The sequence below is a fragment of the Variovorax sp. CCNWLW225 genome (genome assembly GCF_037204045.1).
Classification (GTDB): Bacteria; Pseudomonadota; Gammaproteobacteria; order Burkholderiales; family Burkholderiaceae_C; genus Variovorax.
The window spans coordinates 664,939-681,753 of record NZ_JBBCBV010000001.1 but is presented as its reverse complement, the minus strand read 5'-3'; the positions used below and the strand labels follow the sequence as shown (position 1 = coordinate 681,753).

Genomic DNA, 16,815 nt, shown 5'->3' with positions numbered 1-16,815 from the left:
GTGCAATATCTCTCTTCTTCACCCGCCTGGCTGCTGGCGGCGCTCACGGCCCTGGCGACGCCCGGGTTTGCGGCGGAGCTCGCAGCCCCGGCTCCGGCGCCTGTTGCGGCACCCTCGGCACCCGCGCCGGCCGCCGCACCCGCCATGCGCCGCTGCACGGCCATCATTCCGGACGACCAGCCCACCTACGCGGTGCTCGGCAAGTCGGTGGTCATTCCGCTCAAGGCGCGCGTGGCGCGCATCGTGGTCAGTGGGCAGCCACCGAACCGCGCGCCGGCCGCGGCGCCGGCAGGGCAGCCCGCAGCGGCGGCACCCACGACCGCGAACGCAGGCGACGGCGTGGCCGACGTCGACGTGATGCTGCTGAGCCCGAACGATCTCTTCTTCCGCGGGCGCCAGGCCGGCTCGATGAACGTCGTGCTGCAAAGCACCGACGGCACCTGCTACATCAAGGACGTGGTCGTCACCATCGATCCGGGCGCACTGCAGTCGAAGCTCGCCGAGCTGATGCCTGAAGAGAACCGCATCCGCGTGCGCAGCGCGGAGAAATCGATCGTGCTCACCGGCGAGATCAGCGACGCGCTCAAGCTCGACGACGTGATGAGCCTGGCCATGGCCTACGGTGCCGACGGCAAGAAGGTCGTGAACCTGCTGCGGGTCACGGCGCCGCAGCAGGTCATGCTCGAAGTCAAGATTGCCGAGATCAGCAAGACCCTGCTGGACCGGCTGGGCGCGCGCGTCGGATTGAGCCGCTCGGGCAGCGGCGGCCGCGACAGCTATTCGCTGATCTCCAGCTTCCTGAGCGGGGGCGGGGGCCTGATCGAGGCGCTGAGGATCGGCCGCACGTCCATCGGCATCGACGGCCAGAAGGACGACGGCCTGGTGCGCATCCTGGCGGAGCCCAACATCATGGCCATCAGCGGCCAGCAGGCGAGCTTCCTGTCGGGCGGAAAGATCTTCATTCCGGTTGCGCAGAGCGCCGCCGGCGGCGGTGGAACGAACATCACGCTGGAAGAAAAAGAGTTCGGCATCGGGGTCAAGTTCACCCCGACCGTGCTCAACGGCGGCCGGGTCAATCTCAAGATGGTCTCGGAGGTGTCCGACCTGTCGCAGACCGGCTCGCCCTTTACCACCGTCACCGGCGTGACCGCCGTGCTGCCTTCGCTGACGGTGCGCCGCGCCGATACCACCGTGCAGCTCAACGACGGGCAGAGCTTCGTCATTGCGGGGCTCATCAAGAGCAACGTGACCGAGTCCATCAAGCGCTACCCCGGTTTGGGCGAAGTGCCGGTGATGGGCGCGCTGTTCCGCAGCACCGAGTTCCAGAACGACCAGACCGAGCTGATGTTCGTGATCACGCCGCGCCTGGTGCGGCCGCTCGCCGAGGTGCCCCGCGTTCCGACCGACAACCACGTCGTTCCGAGCCGCGCCGAGGTCTACCTGAACGGCAGCCTCGAAAGCGCCACCCCGGCACCGGTTGCACCGGCCGGCAATACCCAATGACCCCAATGACACCAGCCAGGAGCACACCATGTTCATCAAGTCGACCACTCTCGCGCTGACGCTGCTGCTGGGCACCGGATGCTCCCACGTCACGCCGAACTACGACGCGCGCTTTGGCGATGCGGTGCGCGATGCCAGAAAGAAGATGACCCTCAATCCCGATGCGGGCAAGGACGGGAATCCGGTTGCCGGCATGGACGGCCGCTCGGCGAGCGAGTCGATGAAGCAGTACCACGAGTCCTACAAGGTGCCACCGCCGGCGGTGAACGTCATCAACATCGGCGGCCAGATCGGCGGCTCGGCGAAGTGACTGCATCCTTTTTGCGGATTTGTTCCACAGAGTCTTCAGATGGAAAGGAGAGCACCACGAATCTCAATCAACTTTCGTCCCCACCCGTCAATTCTTCAAACCTGATTTCCAACTGTTCAAACCTCGAAAGGAAAGAACCATGAAAAACCTTCTCCAGGCCATCGGCCAATCCACCGGCAGCTTCCTGCGCGACGAAGACGGCGCCCAAGTCGTCGAGTACGCGTTGATCATCGCGGTCGTTTCGATTGCGCTGGTCGTTGCACTGAAGGCGCTTACCGCCAGCAACGGCAGCTTCTCGACCTTCATCGGTCGCGTGACAACCTGCCTGACTTCGACAACTGGCGGTTGCGTGTAAGTCGCTGGGCGGGCGAGCCGGTAAACCCCGTGCTCGCCGGCTCACTGACCAGATCTGCATTCATCTCAATGAAAAGGAGTAGTCCCATGTTCAAGTCATTCCTGCAGGACGAGAGCGGTGCTCAAGTCGTGGAGTACGCGCTGATCATCGCGGTCGTCTCGATCGCACTGGTGGTTGCATTGAAGGCGCTCACCGACAGCAACGGCAGCTTCTCGACCTTCATCGGCCGTGTTGTCACTTGCCTGACTTCGACGACTGGCGGGTGCGTGTAAGTCGCTGGGCGGGCGAACCGTGGCATGTCTCACGCTCGCCGGCTCACTTCTTGTCAGGTCCGCCTTCTTCTCAAGACACAAAAGGAGTAGTCCCATGTTCAAGTCCTTTCTGAAGGAAGAAAGCGGCGCCCAGGTGGTGGAGTACGCACTGCTCATCGCGGTGATCTCGATCCTGCTGATCATCGCCCTGCAGCCACTGGCAACAGGCACCAGCCTCAGCGATTTCGTCGATCGCGTCTTCACCTGCCTCGGCGGCGTGGAGTGCGAATAAAGCGCAGAGTTTTTTCTTGAACCGCCACCATTGCACAGGAAGCCGATCATGCAAGTCCGCCACCCCGGCCGCCGCCAGCGCGGCGCAATGATCATCACCACTGCACTGGTCCTGCTGTTCCTCCTCGGATTCATGGGCATTGCACTGGACTTCGGCCACCTGTTCGTGGTGCGGACTGAATTGCAGACCGCCGTGGACAGTTGCGCGTTGGCCGCCGCGCGCGAGCTCGACAAGCAGGGCAACGCGATCACGCGGGCCCAAAGCGCGGGCCAGACCGCCGGTAACGCGAACCGGGTCAACATGCAGTCGGCCACCTGGAGCGGGGAGGGCCAGCTCGTCCTCGCCGACATCACGTTCCGCGATGCCTCGTATGCGCCCACGGTCGACCCCGCAGTGGCCGCCTATGCGCAGTGCGTACACACCCAGCCCAATATCGTCATCTGGCTCATGAAGGCCATGGGGGCCTTCTCCGGCAATGCCGCTGCCTATCCTGCGACAGGCAGCGTCTTCGCCAGCGCAGTGGCCACACGGGCCAGTGCGCAGACCACCTGCCCGATCCCGGTCGCACTCAAGCCGAAGGCCGGAGGCGTTGCGCCGAACTACGGGCTCAGCGTGGGCGACTGGGTGAAGCTGATCCAGGCGCAGAACGCATCCGCCGGAGGAGAGATCGGCTGGGCCAATCTCGACGGCAGCAACAGCGCCTCGGAAACGGAATCGGAGCTGAACAATCATTGCGGAACGAAAGTGGGCGACACACTCGGCACGCCCGGTGTGCAGACCTCGGTGGTCGATGTCTGGAACCAGCGCTTCGGCATCTACAAGAACAGCGGCGACCCCAGCGTGCAGCGGCCTGATTACACGGGCTATGCCTATACCGCCGTCACCTGGCCCGCGCAGTCCAATGCCTTTGGCGACTTCCTTGCCAAGCGCGCCGCCTTCGCGTCCTGCATCGACACCGGCAAGGTGAAGGACTGCGAAGACCTCACCGGGCTTTCGCTCAACAGCTTCCAGAAGCTGGCCGCGTCCGGCAACGTCGCCGGAGGCCACAAGCAATATGGGCTGGACCGGCGTGTGGTCACCGTGCCGGTGATCGACGGCGGCGGACGTGTCATCGACTACGCCTGCATGTTGATGCTGCAGCCGCTGACCATTCCGATGAGCGACACATGGCTCGAGTTCCGCGGCAATGCGGGTGCGGCCGGCAGCCCCTGCACCACCAGCGGACTCGCCGGTGGCACGGCCGGGCCCCTGGTGCCCGTTCTGGTGAGGTGAAGCGAATGAAAAGGCCTACGAACCACAAGCAGCGCGGCGCGGCGCTGGTCGAGCTGGCGCTCATCACGCCGCTCCTGCTGCTGCTCACCTTCATTACGACGGAGTTCGGACGGGCGATGTACGAATACAACCTGGTGGTCAAGTCGACGCGCGATGCGGTTCGCTACCTGTCGGTCCAGACGCCAGGCACGCACATCACGGAGGCGCGCAACCTGATGGTGTTTGGCAACACCGCCGGCACCGGCACGCCGCTCGCGCGCGGCCTGAGCCTTTCGAATGTGCCCGCGGACAGCTGCTGCACCTGGCAGGCAGCGGGCGCCAACCCGCTCATCACCACGGTGACCGTGCGCATCAGCAGCTACACCTTCCATTCGCTCTTTCCGTCGGTGATGGGCGTGGTGTTTGCCGATGCGAACGGCAACATCGTCTTCAGCGACATCACCGCCACCATGAGGGCTCCATCATGAGACACCGCACATCGGGGGCGACCACCGTGGAGTTTGCGCTGGGCCTGCTCATCTTTCTCATGCTGCTGCTGGGCATCGTGGACTTTTCGCGCATGCTGTTCACATGGAGCATGGCCAGCGAGGCCACGCGTGCCGGCGCGCGCTATGCGGTGGTCTGCGACGATACCGCCCAGCAGGCGCTGGTGCTGGCCCGCATGCAGGCCTTGCTGCCGCAGATCACCGCGGTGAGCGTGGCCTGGACACCGGCCAGCTGCACGGCCGCCACCTGCCAGGGCGTCACGGTGGGCATCACCGGGCTCAACTACCAATGGATCTCGCCCATCGTCGGTGCCGCTGCGCCGCTCATCCCGATGCCGAGCTTTTCCACCTTCCTGCCGCGCGAAGTGATGCGCAAGGACCCCCACAGCCCGACCATTTGCTCGTAGAGACGAAACGGAACCCGCCATGAAGATCTCCATCATCTCCCCCAATGCCGGCCATCTGCAGGACATGCGCAAGGTGCTCGAGGCCCGCTCCCATGTGGTCTCGCCGTTCGAAGGCGGCAAGAGCCGCATGCAATGGGTGGTCGAACGATCGGCGCCCGAGCTCCTGCTGGTGGACGGCATGTGCTGCGACCCTCATGAGCTGGCGATGGTGGAGCAGCTCACCATGCGCCATCCCGCGATTGCGGTGGTGCTGCTGTGCGCCATGCAGACGCCGGAGTTCCTGATTCTTGCCATGCGTTCGGGCGTGCGCGAAGTGCTGCCTTCGCCGCCCGAGCCCGCGGCGCTGGAGGCGGCCGTGGAGCGCATTGCGCTCAAGATGGCCGGCACGCAGGCGCGCGAGCCGGGGCAGGTGGTGGCGTTCATGCCGTGCAAGGGCGGCAGCGGCGCCACCTTTCTTGCGACCAACATCGGGCATCAGCTCTCGATGCGCCGCTCGGTGCTGCTGATCGACCTGAACCTGCAGTTCGGCGATGCGCTTTCCTATGTGTCCGACCTGCGGCCCACTTCCACGGTGGCCGACGTGGCGCGCGACATCGGCCGGCTCGATGCGTCCTTGCTTGCCGCAAGCGCGGTGAAGGTGGCGCCGGGCTTCAGCATTCTTGCCGCGCCTGAAGACCTTTCCCGCGCCCTCGAGGTCAAGGCCGAGCACATCGATGCCATCCTGCAGGTGGCCGTGGCGCAGTACGACTTCGTGCTGTTCGACCTCGGCCTGCGCGTCGATCCGCTCGCCATTCGCGTGATGGACCGCGCGGACCGTATCTTTCCCGTGCTCCAGCCCAGCCTCCCGCACATCCGCAACGTGACGCGTCTCATGCAGATGTTCAAGTCGCTCGGCTACCCGGCCGGCAAGGTCGAGCTGCTGGTCAACCGCAGCGCGGGCGGCACGGAGATCGGCTTGTCCGATATGCGCCGTTCACTCGGCGGGGCCACGCTGGTCAGCGTGCCCGACGGCGGCAAGGACGTGGACGCCTCGATAAACCGCGGCGTGCCGCTGGCGGAGATGTCGCGCGGCAGTGCGCTCTGCAAGCGGCTGGTTGAAATTGCCCACACGCTCAGTCCGCGCCAGAAAGAAGCGCCGGGCTTCATCGGCCGGCTCTTTCGCCGCGCCTGACGCCCGCTTTGCATCGCCGCGAATCTTCTTCCTCCAACAGCAAGGCAGGTCCACATGTCATTCAGAGAACAGCTCAATGCGATCGAAGCCGAGCCGGTCGCGCGCCCCACGGTTTTACCCGTGGCCGATGCCGCGCTTTCATCCTTTGCCTCGGACTCCTACAAGCTCCTGAAGGAGCGAATGCACCTGAAGCTGCTGGACCGCTTCGACCTGGCGGTGCTCGAAACCCTGAAGCCCGAGGTGCTGCGCCACGAGATCTCCACGATGGTTGCGCGGCTGCTGCAGGAAGAACCCGAGGCGCTGAACGATATCGAGCGGCGCACGCTCATCCGCGACATCCAGCACGAGATGCTCGGCTTCGGGCCGATCGAGCTGCTGATGGCGGACCCCACCGTGTCGGACATCCTGGTCAACTCGCACGACCAGATCTATGTCGAGCGCAAGGGCCGGCTGGAACTGACGGACGTGAGCTTCACCGACGAGAAGCACCTGCTGCGCATCATCGACAAGATCGTTTCGCTGGTGGGGCGGCGCATCGACGAATCCAGCCCCATGGTCGATGCCAGGCTGCCGGACGGGTCGCGTGTCAATGCGGTGGTGGCGCCGGTGGCGCTGGACGGCCCGATGATGTCGATTCGCCGCTTCGCGAAGATCCCGCTGAAGATGGAAAACCTGGTGGACGACCTCAAGACGCTTACGCCGCAGATGGCGCTGATGCTCGAGGGGCTGGCCAGCTCGAAGATCAACATGCTGATCTCCGGCGGCACCGGCGCCGGCAAGACGACGCTGCTGAACATTTTGTCGGGCTTCATTCCCGTCACCGAACGCATCATCACCATCGAGGACGCGGCCGAGCTCCAGTTGCAGCAGCCGCACGTCGCCCGCATGGAAACCCGGCCAATGAACATCGAAGGCAAGGGCGAGATCACGCAGCGTGCGCTGGTGCGCAACGCGCTGCGCATGCGGCCCGACCGCATCGTCATCGGCGAAGTGCGCGGCGCAGAGGCGGTCGACATGCTGCAGGCCATGAACACCGGCCATGAAGGCTCGCTGACCACCATCCACGCCAACAGCCCGCGCGATGCGCTGGCGCGGCTGGAGAACATGATCAGCATGGCCAACCTGAACCTTCCGCATCATTCCGTGCGCCAGCAGATCGCATCGGCCATCACCGTCGTGATCCAGGTCCTGCGCATGGTCGACGGCCGGCGCAAGGTCACCAGCATCCAGGAGATCACCGGTATGGAGGGCGAGGTGGTCACCATGCAGGAGATCTTCGCGTTCCGCCAGACCGGCATGGGCCCCGATGGCCGCGTGCGCGGCTACTTCCATGCCACCGGCGTGCGGCCGAAATTCGTCGAGCGCCTGCACTCCTTCGGCGTGGTGCTGCCCGACACCATGTTCGATCCCGACAAGCACTACGAATAAGGAGCCTCTCATGTTCCAGAACCTGGTTGGCGACACGCTCATTACCCTGTCGGTGCTGGTCTTCGTGACGGTGCTGCTGGTGATCGAGGGCCTCTACATGCTCTGGCGCGCATACCGCGGCCCCGATGCGCAGAAGATCGGCAAGCGGCTGCAGGCGCTGTCGGCCGCCAGCGACCGCGTTGCGCAAACCCGGCTCGTGAAGGACCGGGTGCTCAGCGACGCACCGTGGATGCAACGCGTTCTGCTGAAGCTTCCGCGGGCCCACCGCCTGGACCGCTTCATTCTCCAGGCCGGGCTGGAGTGGACGGTATCCCACGTGCTGTTGGCCTGCGCGCTGTCGGGCATGGTCGTTTTCGCGGCGATGGTGTCGCTCGCAAACCAGCCCGCCTGGATCGCCTTGCTCGTGAGCGCAGCCGGCGCGGCGGTGCCGCTGCTCTACCTGAATCACCGACGCAGCCGCCGCCTGGCCCAGCTGGAGCGGCAATTGCCGGACGCGCTGGACCTGGTGACGCGCGCACTGCGCGCGGGCCATTCGTTCGCGAGCAGCGTGCAGATGATCGGAGAGGAAATGTCCGAGCCCATTGCGGGGGAGTTCCGCATGGTGGCCGACGAGGTCGGCTTCGGCGTTTCGCTGCAGCAGGCGCTCACGAACATGAGCGAGCGCGTTCCGCTTACCGATCTGCGCTACTTCGTGGTGTCGGTGCTGATCCAGCGCGACTCCGGCGGCAACCTGACCGAGGTACTCGGGAACCTGAGCAAGCTCATCCGCGACCGCCTCAAGCTGCTGGCGCGGGTGCGGGTGCTGTCGTCGGAAGGGCGCCTGTCGGCCTGGATCCTCGGGCTTATGCCCTTCGCCCTTGCAGTGCTCATGAACACCTTCAATCCGGAGTTCATGTCGCCGCTGTGGACCGATCCGATCGGCATCACGGCAGTGAAGTACATGCTGGGCTTGATGGTGATCGGCGTGCTGATCCTGCGCAAGATCGTGAAGATTCGTGTCTGAAGGAGAAATGCCATGCTGCTTCCCATCCTCGTTTTCGTGACCGTGTCTCTTGCCATCGGCGGATTCGCGGTCTGGATGCTGCCCACGCGCACCGAGCAGCGCCTGAGGGCGGTGGCGCCTTCTTCGGGCAAGTCGGCCTGGACCGAAACCGCCGTCAAGATCGTCGGCCCTTTCGCCCAGCTGTCTTCGCCCACGGGCGATGGCGAGACGTCTCCGCTGCGGCTGAAGTTCCTGAACGCGGGCATCCGCCACCCGGACGCGAGCCTTTTCTACTTCGGCTTGAAGACGCTGCTGCCGCTGGGCTTTGCGGGGCTCGCCTTTGTGGCGGTACGCGCGGCAGGCGCGGACGACGGAGTCACGACCTTGCTGTGGCTGGCGGTGGTGGCGTTGTTCGGCTGCTATCTGCCCAACATCGTGCTGCGCATGATGATCAAGGAGCGACAACGCGACATCTTCGAGAATTTCCCCGATGCCGCCGACCTGATGCTGGTGTGCGTCGAGGCAGGCCTGGGGCTGGACGCCGCGCTGGTCAAGGTCACCGAGGAAATCCGCGTCAAGAGCGAGGCCCTGGCGCAGGAGCTGCACTGGACCAATCTCGAGATGCGCGCCGGCGGCACACGCGAGAAGTCACTGCACAACCTTGCGCTTCGCACCGGCGTGGAAGAAATCGGAACCTTCGCGACCATGCTGACCCAGGCCGACCGCTTCGGCACCAGCGTGGGCGAGTCGCTGCGCGTGTTCTCGGACGACCTGCGCCACAAGCGCCAGGTTCGCGCGGAAGAGCTTGCCGCGAAGGTCCCGACCAAGATGCTGCTGCCGCTGGTGCTGTGCATCTTTCCGTGCATCTCGATGGTCATCCTGACGCCCGCGGCCATCCGGGTGATTCGCATCATCTCGCCGATGCTCAGTGGCGGGCTTTGAAGCCCCGACGCCCCGTTCAGTGGGGCGCGGCGGCGTCGAGCTGGTGCTTGATGGCGTAGATGTACAGCTCGAGCCGGTTCGCCACGCCCAGCTTCTGGTAGATCGACGTGAGATGGTTGCGGAACGTGTGCTCGGTCACGAAGAGCCGCGAAGCCAGCGTCTTGTTGGGGGCGCCGCTGCCCTGGACGACCGCCTGGATGACCTGCCGCTCTTTCTGCGTGAGGCTGGCCAGCCTGGCTGCTTCGGGGTTGACCTTCGCGGGCTTCCTGGGCGCGGTCAGTTCCGAGAAAACACGGCTCATGGCCTGCGGGTCGACGCACAGCTCGCCCTTGTGCACGCGCTCGATCGCGTCGAGCACCTGCTCCGCGGAAGCGTCCTTGTGCAGCACGCCCCTTGCGCCGCGCAGCACGGCAAGATCCAGCGTCTGCTGGCTGCGCTCCCCGGTGAGGATGAGCGCACGCGACACCTCGTTCGACAGCAACATCGGAAGAATGTCCAGCGCAGACCGGCCGCCCAGGTCCAGGTCGAGCACGATCACGTCGGGCGCGAATTGCCCGGTTCGCTCCAGCGCGTCTTCGCAGCAGTTGGCGGTGGCAACGACCTTCATGCGCGGCTGCTCGCCGTCGATCAGTCTCGACAGGCCCCACAGCATGGTCTGGTGGTCGTCCACCAGCATGACGCCGATGGGCTGGGTGGTGGTAGCGGGTTGCATGGTTGCACCTCTTCCTTCTTCATCAGATGGGTATTTCGACCAAAACGGCCGTGGCGCCGCCCGCGCCCTGGGTGACTTGCGCGCGGCCGCCAAGGGCCGCCGCGCGTTCGCTGATGGAGCGGGGGCGGAAGTTCGCGAACTCCGTGCCGCAGCTCTCGTTTTCGATCCGGATGTGCAGCTTGCCGTTCGTGCAGCCGATACGGATGCAGCCGCGATGTGCGTGCGTGTGCTTGCAGATGTTGTTCAGCCCCTCGCGCACCAGCTGAAGCACTTCGGCCGTCATCCGGTCGTCCAGGTGGACGTCGCTTTCGAGCAGGATCGCAATGTCGATCCCATAGAGCGTCTTGATGCGCGCCGCCTGCTTGTGCAGGTGCGGAAGAATGAATTCGCAGCGCGCGTCGCCGCCGTGCTTGACGGCGCCGGCATAGCGCCGCAGGTCCGTCACCACGCTCTCGGCCATGCTGGCCAGCTTTTCAAGGTCGTCGATCAGCGGGTTGTCGGCGGCCGCCTTTTTGCGCAGGGCGCTCAGCCCCAGCTTGAGGCCGATGTAGGGCTGGATTGCCGTGTCGTGCAGGTCCAGCGAGATCTTCAGGCGCTCCTTCGAAGCTGCTTCCGAAGCCATCCGGTCCAGCACCTCGATGGTTTCGATCACCGGGAAGACGTGTCCCATGATGTGCGCCAGGAACAGCGCATCGGACTTGCGGAATTGCCCGTCGCGAGACGACACGAAGACCCGGCCCTCGCCCAGCCGCATCGGCAGCGGTGCGCTCATGAAGGAGCGGGCCTCCAGCATTGCGGCAACGGCCGAACTGCGGCGTGCTCCGTGTTCGTCCAGCGCAAACCAGCGGTGGTTGCGCGGCTCGCAGGCATGGCCCTCGGCCCGCAGCCAGTTCAGCGGCCAGGGCCGGCGGTTGTTCAGCACGATGCGTTCTCCGGACAGCGCCATGAGCGGCGAGTCGGAAATGCGGTTGATCGTCTCGACGCTGACGGCGTCCGCCGCATCGCCTTCCTTGAGCGTGCGCATGACCCAGCTGCCGGTTTCCGAATCCCGCATCAGCAGGATGCAGTGGCTCGCCTTGAAGAAGTCGAGCGTTCTTTCCATGGTGCTGGCAATCGTGCGGTTCACGCCGAACCGGGGGTTCGACAGCCGGCTTACCTGGCCCAGCAGCGAGAGGCGCCGCCGCAGCTCGACCTTCGATCCGCCCCAGTGGCCGATCATGTGCCCCAGCGCCAGCAGGAACGTGGTGCGCATGAGCAACTGCGGCGTGTAGGTGTCGGTACCGGTGGCCAGGCTGCAGGCGGCGAACGACGCCACGGAGGCCATCGTCACCCTGGCACCTTCTTCATAGCCCCAGCGGAACGACGAAGTGAGGATGACGAAGAAGTAGAAGAGAAAGTAAAGGCTCGGAAGACCGCCCGTTACGAATATGAGCACCGTGAACCACAGCACATCGAACCAGTGGATCGCCTTGCCCCGGAAATAGCGCTGTCCTGTGCGTGTGCAGATGTAAACACTGACGCTGTAGAGCAGGTAGCTGGCGAATGCCAGCCACATGGGGCTGCTGATGTGCCTTTGTGCCTCGCCTGCGTCAACCGCAACCGCCAGCACGGCGGAGATCGACAGCACCAGCCGCATCCTTGCGACCATGACCGCGTCGGCGGTAAGGTTGAAGTCGGTCCCGCAGTCCGGGTCGAAGGAGGTGGCTGGCACGGCGTTGTTCCAGTACGTTGAGCAATCTCATGCTCCGCTGGTGTGTCCGGAGGGCCGCCAGCCTTGGCGTTCCGGAAAATTGAGTACTGGGCCCGCTCTGTTCACGTTTGATACCAAAGGTTTAATGTGAAGATTTCACAATACTACTTTGGTAGTCAAATGCAATACTTTGTTTCTGTGGTTACGCGGGTAATTTTGTTACCAAATGAAAACTTTCGTCTTCTTTTATGTAACTGTAACCGGCGGCTGGTGAAGGGCGCAACAGCGATAAACCGGAGTCAACGCCAGTGCAAGAAAAAAGGGCTCGGAAGAAATCCGAGCCCTTTTTGCATGGGTGTTGGTGGAGAGGATGAGGATCGAACTCACGACCTCCGCATTGCGAACGCGGCGCTCTCCCAGCTGAGCTACCCCCCCAACGCAGGCCGGATTTTAACCAGAACACCCCTGCAAGCGCATGCGGCAAACCCAGGATGCGCCAAGATGCACGGTCTCCAAAAAAGAAGGAAGCAGGAACCGCATGGCATCGCACGACCCCGCCTGGCTGGAAGGCATGTACAACAACCTCGCGAGGGTGAAAGACCACCCGGCGTACTTCAAGCGATGGGCGGGCGATTCCGTTGCCGCGCGCGAGGCCCTCGCCGGCCGGATCGACGTGCCCTACGGCCAGGGCATCAACGAAACGCTCGACATATTTCCCGCTCCCGTGCCCGGTGCGCCGGTGCTGGTGTTCATTCACGGCGGCTATTGGCGTGCGATGGACAAGCGCGATCATTCCTTCATTGCGCCCGCATTCAACGACCGCGGCGTGTGCGTGGTCATGCCCAACTACGCGCTGTGCCCCGGAACGGCGGAGCAGCCCGTGACCGTGCCGGGCATCCTCATGCAGATAGTGCGTGCGCTCGAGTGGACCTGGCGGAACGCCGCGAGCTTTGGCGCGGACCCGTCGCGCATTACCGTGGCCGGGCATTCGGCCGGCGGCCACATGGCGGCCGCGCTGCTCGCCTGCAACTGGAAGGCGCTTGCGCCCGATCTTCCGGCGCAAGTGGTGCGCAATGCGTTGTCGATCTCGGGCCTTTACGACCTTCGGCCGCTGCAGCGCACGCCGTTCCTCGCGAACGTGCTCAAGCTCAGCGATGCGGACGCGTTGCGCGCCAGCCCGGCGCTGTGGCCGGCCCCGGCGCGCGGCCAGCTGCATGCGGTGGTGGGCGGCGATGAGAGCGAGGAGTTCCTGCGCCACAACGAGTTGATCCGCGAGGCATGGGGCCGCAACACCGTGCCCGTGTGCGAAACGCTGCCGGGCCTGAACCACTTCAGCGTCGTCGATGCGCTGGCCGATCCCGCCCACAGCTTGCATCGGCAAGCGGTGCAACTCCTGGAGGCTTGACCATCGAGCCGGGCAGGGCGCCTACATCAGCAGGTGCTCGCCCGCGTTGTCGCCGCCCAGCGTGACGTAGTTGACCTTCCGGATGTCCATCAGCGCACGGCCGCCGGCGTAGCTGATGGAGCTCTGCACATCCTGCTCCATCTCTACCAGCGTGTCGGCCAGCTTGCCCTTGATGGGCTCGAGGATGCGCTTGCCCTCGACGTGCTTGTATTCGCCCTTGTTGAAGTCGCTGGCCGAGCCGTAGTACTCCTTGAAGAGCACGCCGTCGACTTCGACCGTCTTGCCCGGCGATTCCTCATGGCCCGCGAAGAGCGAGCCGATCATCACCATCGACGCACCGAAACGCACGCTCTTGGCAATGTCGCCGTGGTCGCGAATGCCGCCGTCGGCAATGATCGGCTTGGCGGCCACGCGCGCACACCACTTGAGCGCGCTGAGCTGCCAGCCACCCGTGCCGAAACCTGTCTTGAGCTTGGTGATGCACACCTTGCCCGGGCCGATGCCGACCTTGGTGGCATCTGCGCCCCAGTTCTCCAGGTCGATCACGGCTTCGGGCGTGCCAACGTTGCCGGCAATCACGAAGGAACCCGGCAGCTTCTGCTTCAGGTAGCCGATCATGTTCTTCACGCTGTCGGCATGGCCGTGCGCAATGTCGATGGTGATGTATTCGGGCACCAGGCCCTCGGCCGCCAGCTGGTCGACCGTGTCGTAGTCGGGTTTCTTCACGCCCAGCGAGATGGAGGCGAACACGCCCTTGCCCTGCATCTCCTTGACGAACTTGACGTTGTCCAGGTCGAAGCGGTGCATCACGTAGAAGTAGCCGTTCTGCGCAAGCCAGAAGCAGATCGACTCGTCGACCACCGTCTTCATGTTGGCCGGCACCACCGGCAGGCGGAAGCTGCGCGCGCCCAGCGTCACGCTGGTGTCGCACTCCGAGCGGCTTTCCACGCGGCACTTGCGCGGAAGCAAAAGGATGTTGTCGTAATCGAAAATCTGCATGACCAGGCTCCTGAAAAGGAATCGTTGAAACGAACGAATGAGCGCTTGGTCCGGCCGGTTTCCGGGGCGTTTCGGAAAAGAAACGCCCACAAAAAACCGGACGCAAGAAACTTGGGCCCGGTGATTGATTTTACGCAGGGTGTCGAAGGCAGGTCTTCCAGTTCTTCGTATAACCCGCATACGAGTTGGTTTCTACAATCGACGGATGTTGTTTAACGAACCTGCGGCTGATGCCAACCCCTCGGAACTGCCATTGCTGCAGAACCTGAACCCGGAGCAGCGCGCCGCGGTCACCCTTCCCGCGGGCAATGCCCTCATTCTTGCCGGTGCCGGCTCGGGCAAGACGCGGGTGCTGACCACCCGCATCGCCTGGCTGCTGCAGACCGGCCAGGTTTCCGCCGGCGGCATCCTGGCCGTGACCTTCACCAACAAGGCCGCCAAGGAAATGATGACGCGGCTCACGGCCATGCTGCCGGTCAATGTGCGGGGCATGTGGATCGGCACCTTCCACGGCCTGTGCAACCGCCTTTTGCGCGCGCACTGGAAGCTGGCCAACCTGCCTTCCATCTTCCAGATCCTCGACACGCAAGACCAGCTTTCGGCCATCAAGCGGCTGATGAAGCAGTTCAACGTGGACGACGAGCGTTTTCCGGCCAAGCAGACGCAGTGGTTCATTGCGGGCGCCAAGGAAGACGGACTGCGCCCGCGCGACGTGGAGATCCGCAGCGACGACGACCGAAAGAAGGTCGAGCTGTACCAGCTCTACGAAGAACAGTGCCAGCGCGAAGGCGTGGTCGACTTCGGCGAGCTCATGCTGCGCAGCTACGAACTGCTGCGCGACAACGACCCGGTGCGCGAGCACTACCAGCGGCGCTTCCGCCACATCCTGATCGACGAGTTCCAGGACACCAACCGGCTGCAGTACGCGTGGATCAAGATGCTTTCGGGCAACACGGTGGCGGGCCAGTTCACGCCCGGCCAGAACAGCGTGATTGCGGTGGGCGACGACGACCAGAGCATCTACGCCTTTCGCGGCGCGCGCGTGGGCAACATGGCCGACTTTGTGCGCGAGTTCGACGTGCAGCACCAGATCAAGCTCGAGCAGAACTACCGCAGCTACAGCAACATTCTCGATTCGGCCAACGAGCTCATCAGCCACAACAAGAAGCGCCTGGGCAAGAACCTGCGCACCGACCAAGGCCCCGGCGAGCCGGTGCGTGTGTACGAGTCGCCCACCGACCTGGCCGAGGCGCAGTGGATGGTCGAGGAAATGCGCCAGCTCGTGCGCGATGGCTTCGACCGCAAGGAAATGGCGGTGCTCTACCGCAGCAATGCACAGAGCCGGGTGATCGAAACGGCGCTTTTCAACGCCTCGGTGCCGTACCGCGTGTACGGCGGCCTGCGCTTCTTCGAGCGGGCTGAAATCAAGCACGCGCTGGCCTATCTGCGCCTGCTCGAGAACAAGGACGACGACACCAGCTTCCTGCGCGTGGTCAACTTTCCGCCGCGCGGCATCGGCGCGCGCACGCTCGAGCAGCTGCAGGACGCGGCGCGCACGGCCGGCCGCTCGCTGCACGATGCGGTGAGCGTTGTCGGCGGCAAGGCGGGGGCGAACCTTACGGGCTTCGTCGCCAAGATCGACGTGCTGCGCGAGCAGACGCAGGGCGTCAGCCTGCGCGAGATCATCGAGCTGGTGCTCGACCACAGCGGCCTTGTCGAACACTACAAGGCCGACCGCGAAGGCGCCGACCGCATCGAGAATCTGGAAGAACTGGTGAACGCGGCCGAGAGCTTCGTCACTCAGGAAGGCTTCGGCCGCGATGCGGTGGCACTGCCCATCGACGAACTGCGGCAGTCGCCCGCCAGCCAGGGCATTGACCTGACCCGCCCCGTGGTCGACGAGCCGCTGGCGCCCGACGCCGAAACCGGCGAAACGCTGAGCCCGCTGGCCGCGTTCCTCACGCACGCGGCGCTCGAATCGGGCGACAACCAGGCACAGGCCGGGCAGGACGCCGTCCAGCTGATGACCGTTCACGCGGCCAAGGGCCTGGAGTTCGACTGTGTGTTCATCACCGGCATGGAAGAGGGCCTGTTCCCGCACGAAAACTCGATGAGCGATTTCGAAAGCCTCGAGGAAGAGCGCCGCCTGATGTACGTGGCGATCACGCGGGCACGCAAGCGCCTGTACCTGAGCCATTCGCAAACGCGCATGCTGCACGGCCAGACGCGCTACAACGTGAAGAGCCGCTTCTTCGAAGAGCTGCCCGAAGGCGCGCTCAAGTGGCTCACGCCCAAGAACCAGGCCTTTACGCCCTCGGCCTTCGGCTACGGCGGCGGCTATGCGAGCACGCGCGGCGGTGGCGGCAGCTACAGCAGCGGCAGCGGGTACGGCAGCAGCAAGGACACATTCGCGAGCCCGCCGGTGCCGCCGCAGAAAACCGCACCGTCGCACGGCCTGCGGTCGGGCATGCAGGTGTTCCACAACAAGTTCGGCGAAGGCACCGTGCTGTCGCTCGAAGGCACGGGCGACGATGCGCGCGCGCAGGTCAAGTTCACGCGGCATGGCGTCAAGTGGCTTGCGCTGTCGGTCGCCAAGCTCACGCCGGTGTAA

17 protein-coding genes and 1 tRNA gene are annotated in these 16,815 nt (G+C 64.5%); 14 read left to right on the top strand and 4 right to left on the bottom strand.

Going from position 1 to position 16,815, the window contains the following annotated elements; genetic code table 11:
* The 12 genes from V9L20_RS03270 to V9L20_RS03215 all read left to right on the top strand — a co-directional run bounded on the left by V9L20_RS03270 (position 1) and on the right by V9L20_RS03215 (position 9,398).
* A complete protein-coding gene (locus V9L20_RS03270; RefSeq protein WP_337295477.1) occupies positions 1-1,503 on the top strand; it encodes a type II and III secretion system protein family protein in 1,503 nt (500 codons plus the stop codon).
* Positions 1,504-1,531: 28 nt separating this feature from the next.
* The gene (locus V9L20_RS03265; RefSeq protein ID WP_337295476.1) at positions 1,532-1,813 is read left to right on the top strand and encodes a hypothetical protein; all 282 of its coding nucleotides are present in this window, start codon (positions 1,532-1,534) and stop codon (positions 1,811-1,813) included.
* Positions 1,814-1,952: 139 nt separating this feature from the next.
* The gene (locus V9L20_RS03260; RefSeq protein WP_337295475.1) at positions 1,953-2,168 is read left to right on the top strand and encodes a Flp family type IVb pilin; all 216 of its coding nucleotides are present in this window, start codon (positions 1,953-1,955) and stop codon (positions 2,166-2,168) included.
* An 86-nt stretch (positions 2,169-2,254) separates the two neighbouring features.
* On the top strand, positions 2,255-2,440 hold the full coding sequence (locus V9L20_RS03255) for a Flp family type IVb pilin (RefSeq protein WP_258504927.1): 186 nt from the start codon (positions 2,255-2,257) through the stop codon (positions 2,438-2,440).
* A 94-nt stretch (positions 2,441-2,534) separates the two neighbouring features.
* Positions 2,535-2,711 (top strand): Flp family type IVb pilin, encoded by a 177-nt coding sequence (locus V9L20_RS03250; protein ID WP_258504929.1) that lies wholly within the window; start codon positions 2,535-2,537, stop codon positions 2,709-2,711.
* 48 nt (positions 2,712-2,759) lie between these two features.
* Entirely contained in the window at positions 2,760-3,983 is a 1,224-nt protein-coding gene (locus tag V9L20_RS03245; protein WP_337295474.1) for a Tad domain-containing protein, read from the top strand.
* Between the two features lie 5 nt (positions 3,984-3,988).
* Positions 3,989-4,450, top strand: coding sequence for a TadE/TadG family type IV pilus assembly protein (locus V9L20_RS03240; protein ID WP_337295473.1), 462 nt, complete (start codon positions 3,989-3,991; stop codon positions 4,448-4,450).
* Positions 4,447-4,875, top strand: a complete 429-nt coding sequence (locus V9L20_RS03235; RefSeq protein ID WP_126749168.1) for a TadE/TadG family type IV pilus assembly protein — start codon at positions 4,447-4,449, stop codon at positions 4,873-4,875. The genes V9L20_RS03240 and V9L20_RS03235 overlap by 4 nt, the downstream gene beginning before the upstream one ends.
* Positions 4,876-4,894: 19 nt before the next feature.
* Positions 4,895-6,046, top strand: a complete 1,152-nt coding sequence (locus V9L20_RS03230; protein WP_337295472.1) for an AAA family ATPase — start codon at positions 4,895-4,897, stop codon at positions 6,044-6,046.
* Positions 6,047-6,100: 54 nt separating this feature from the next.
* Positions 6,101-7,474, top strand: coding sequence for a CpaF family protein (locus tag V9L20_RS03225; protein ID WP_337295471.1), 1,374 nt, complete (start codon positions 6,101-6,103; stop codon positions 7,472-7,474).
* Between the two features lie 10 nt (positions 7,475-7,484).
* Positions 7,485-8,477, top strand: coding sequence for a type II secretion system F family protein (locus V9L20_RS03220; protein WP_337295470.1), 993 nt, complete (start codon positions 7,485-7,487; stop codon positions 8,475-8,477).
* A 12-nt stretch (positions 8,478-8,489) separates the two neighbouring features.
* Positions 8,490-9,398 carry a type II secretion system F family protein gene (locus V9L20_RS03215; RefSeq protein WP_258504941.1) on the top strand — a complete coding sequence of 303 codons (909 nt, stop codon included), beginning with the start codon at positions 8,490-8,492 and terminating at the stop codon, positions 9,396-9,398.
* Between the two features lie 16 nt (positions 9,399-9,414).
* Here the strand turns inward: V9L20_RS03215 and V9L20_RS03210 are convergent, their stop codons facing one another.
* The 3 genes from V9L20_RS03210 to V9L20_RS03200 all read right to left on the bottom strand — a co-directional run bounded on the left by V9L20_RS03210 (position 9,415) and on the right by V9L20_RS03200 (position 12,235).
* Complete coding sequence (locus V9L20_RS03210; protein ID WP_337295469.1) at positions 9,415-10,110, bottom strand: response regulator transcription factor; 696 nt, start codon at positions 10,108-10,110, stop codon at positions 9,415-9,417.
* Between the two features lie 22 nt (positions 10,111-10,132).
* Complete coding sequence (locus V9L20_RS03205; RefSeq protein WP_258504944.1) at positions 10,133-11,821, bottom strand: sensor histidine kinase; 1,689 nt, start codon at positions 11,819-11,821, stop codon at positions 10,133-10,135.
* 338 nt (positions 11,822-12,159) lie between these two features.
* Positions 12,160-12,235, bottom strand: a tRNA-Ala gene (locus V9L20_RS03200).
* Between the two features lie 103 nt (positions 12,236-12,338).
* On the opposite strand from V9L20_RS03200, the gene V9L20_RS03195 reads away from it, so the two are divergent.
* Entirely contained in the window at positions 12,339-13,205 is an 867-nt protein-coding gene (locus tag V9L20_RS03195; protein ID WP_337295468.1) for an alpha/beta hydrolase, read from the top strand.
* 21 nt (positions 13,206-13,226) lie between these two features.
* Here the strand turns inward: V9L20_RS03195 and V9L20_RS03190 are convergent, their stop codons facing one another.
* The gene (locus V9L20_RS03190) at positions 13,227-14,204 is read right to left on the bottom strand and encodes a GMP reductase (RefSeq protein WP_337295467.1); all 978 of its coding nucleotides are present in this window, start codon (positions 14,202-14,204) and stop codon (positions 13,227-13,229) included.
* 205 nt (positions 14,205-14,409) lie between these two features.
* Between V9L20_RS03190 and V9L20_RS03185 the strand changes: the two genes are divergently transcribed.
* The gene (locus tag V9L20_RS03185; RefSeq protein ID WP_337295466.1) at positions 14,410-16,815 is read left to right on the top strand and encodes a UvrD-helicase domain-containing protein; all 2,406 of its coding nucleotides are present in this window, start codon (positions 14,410-14,412) and stop codon (positions 16,813-16,815) included.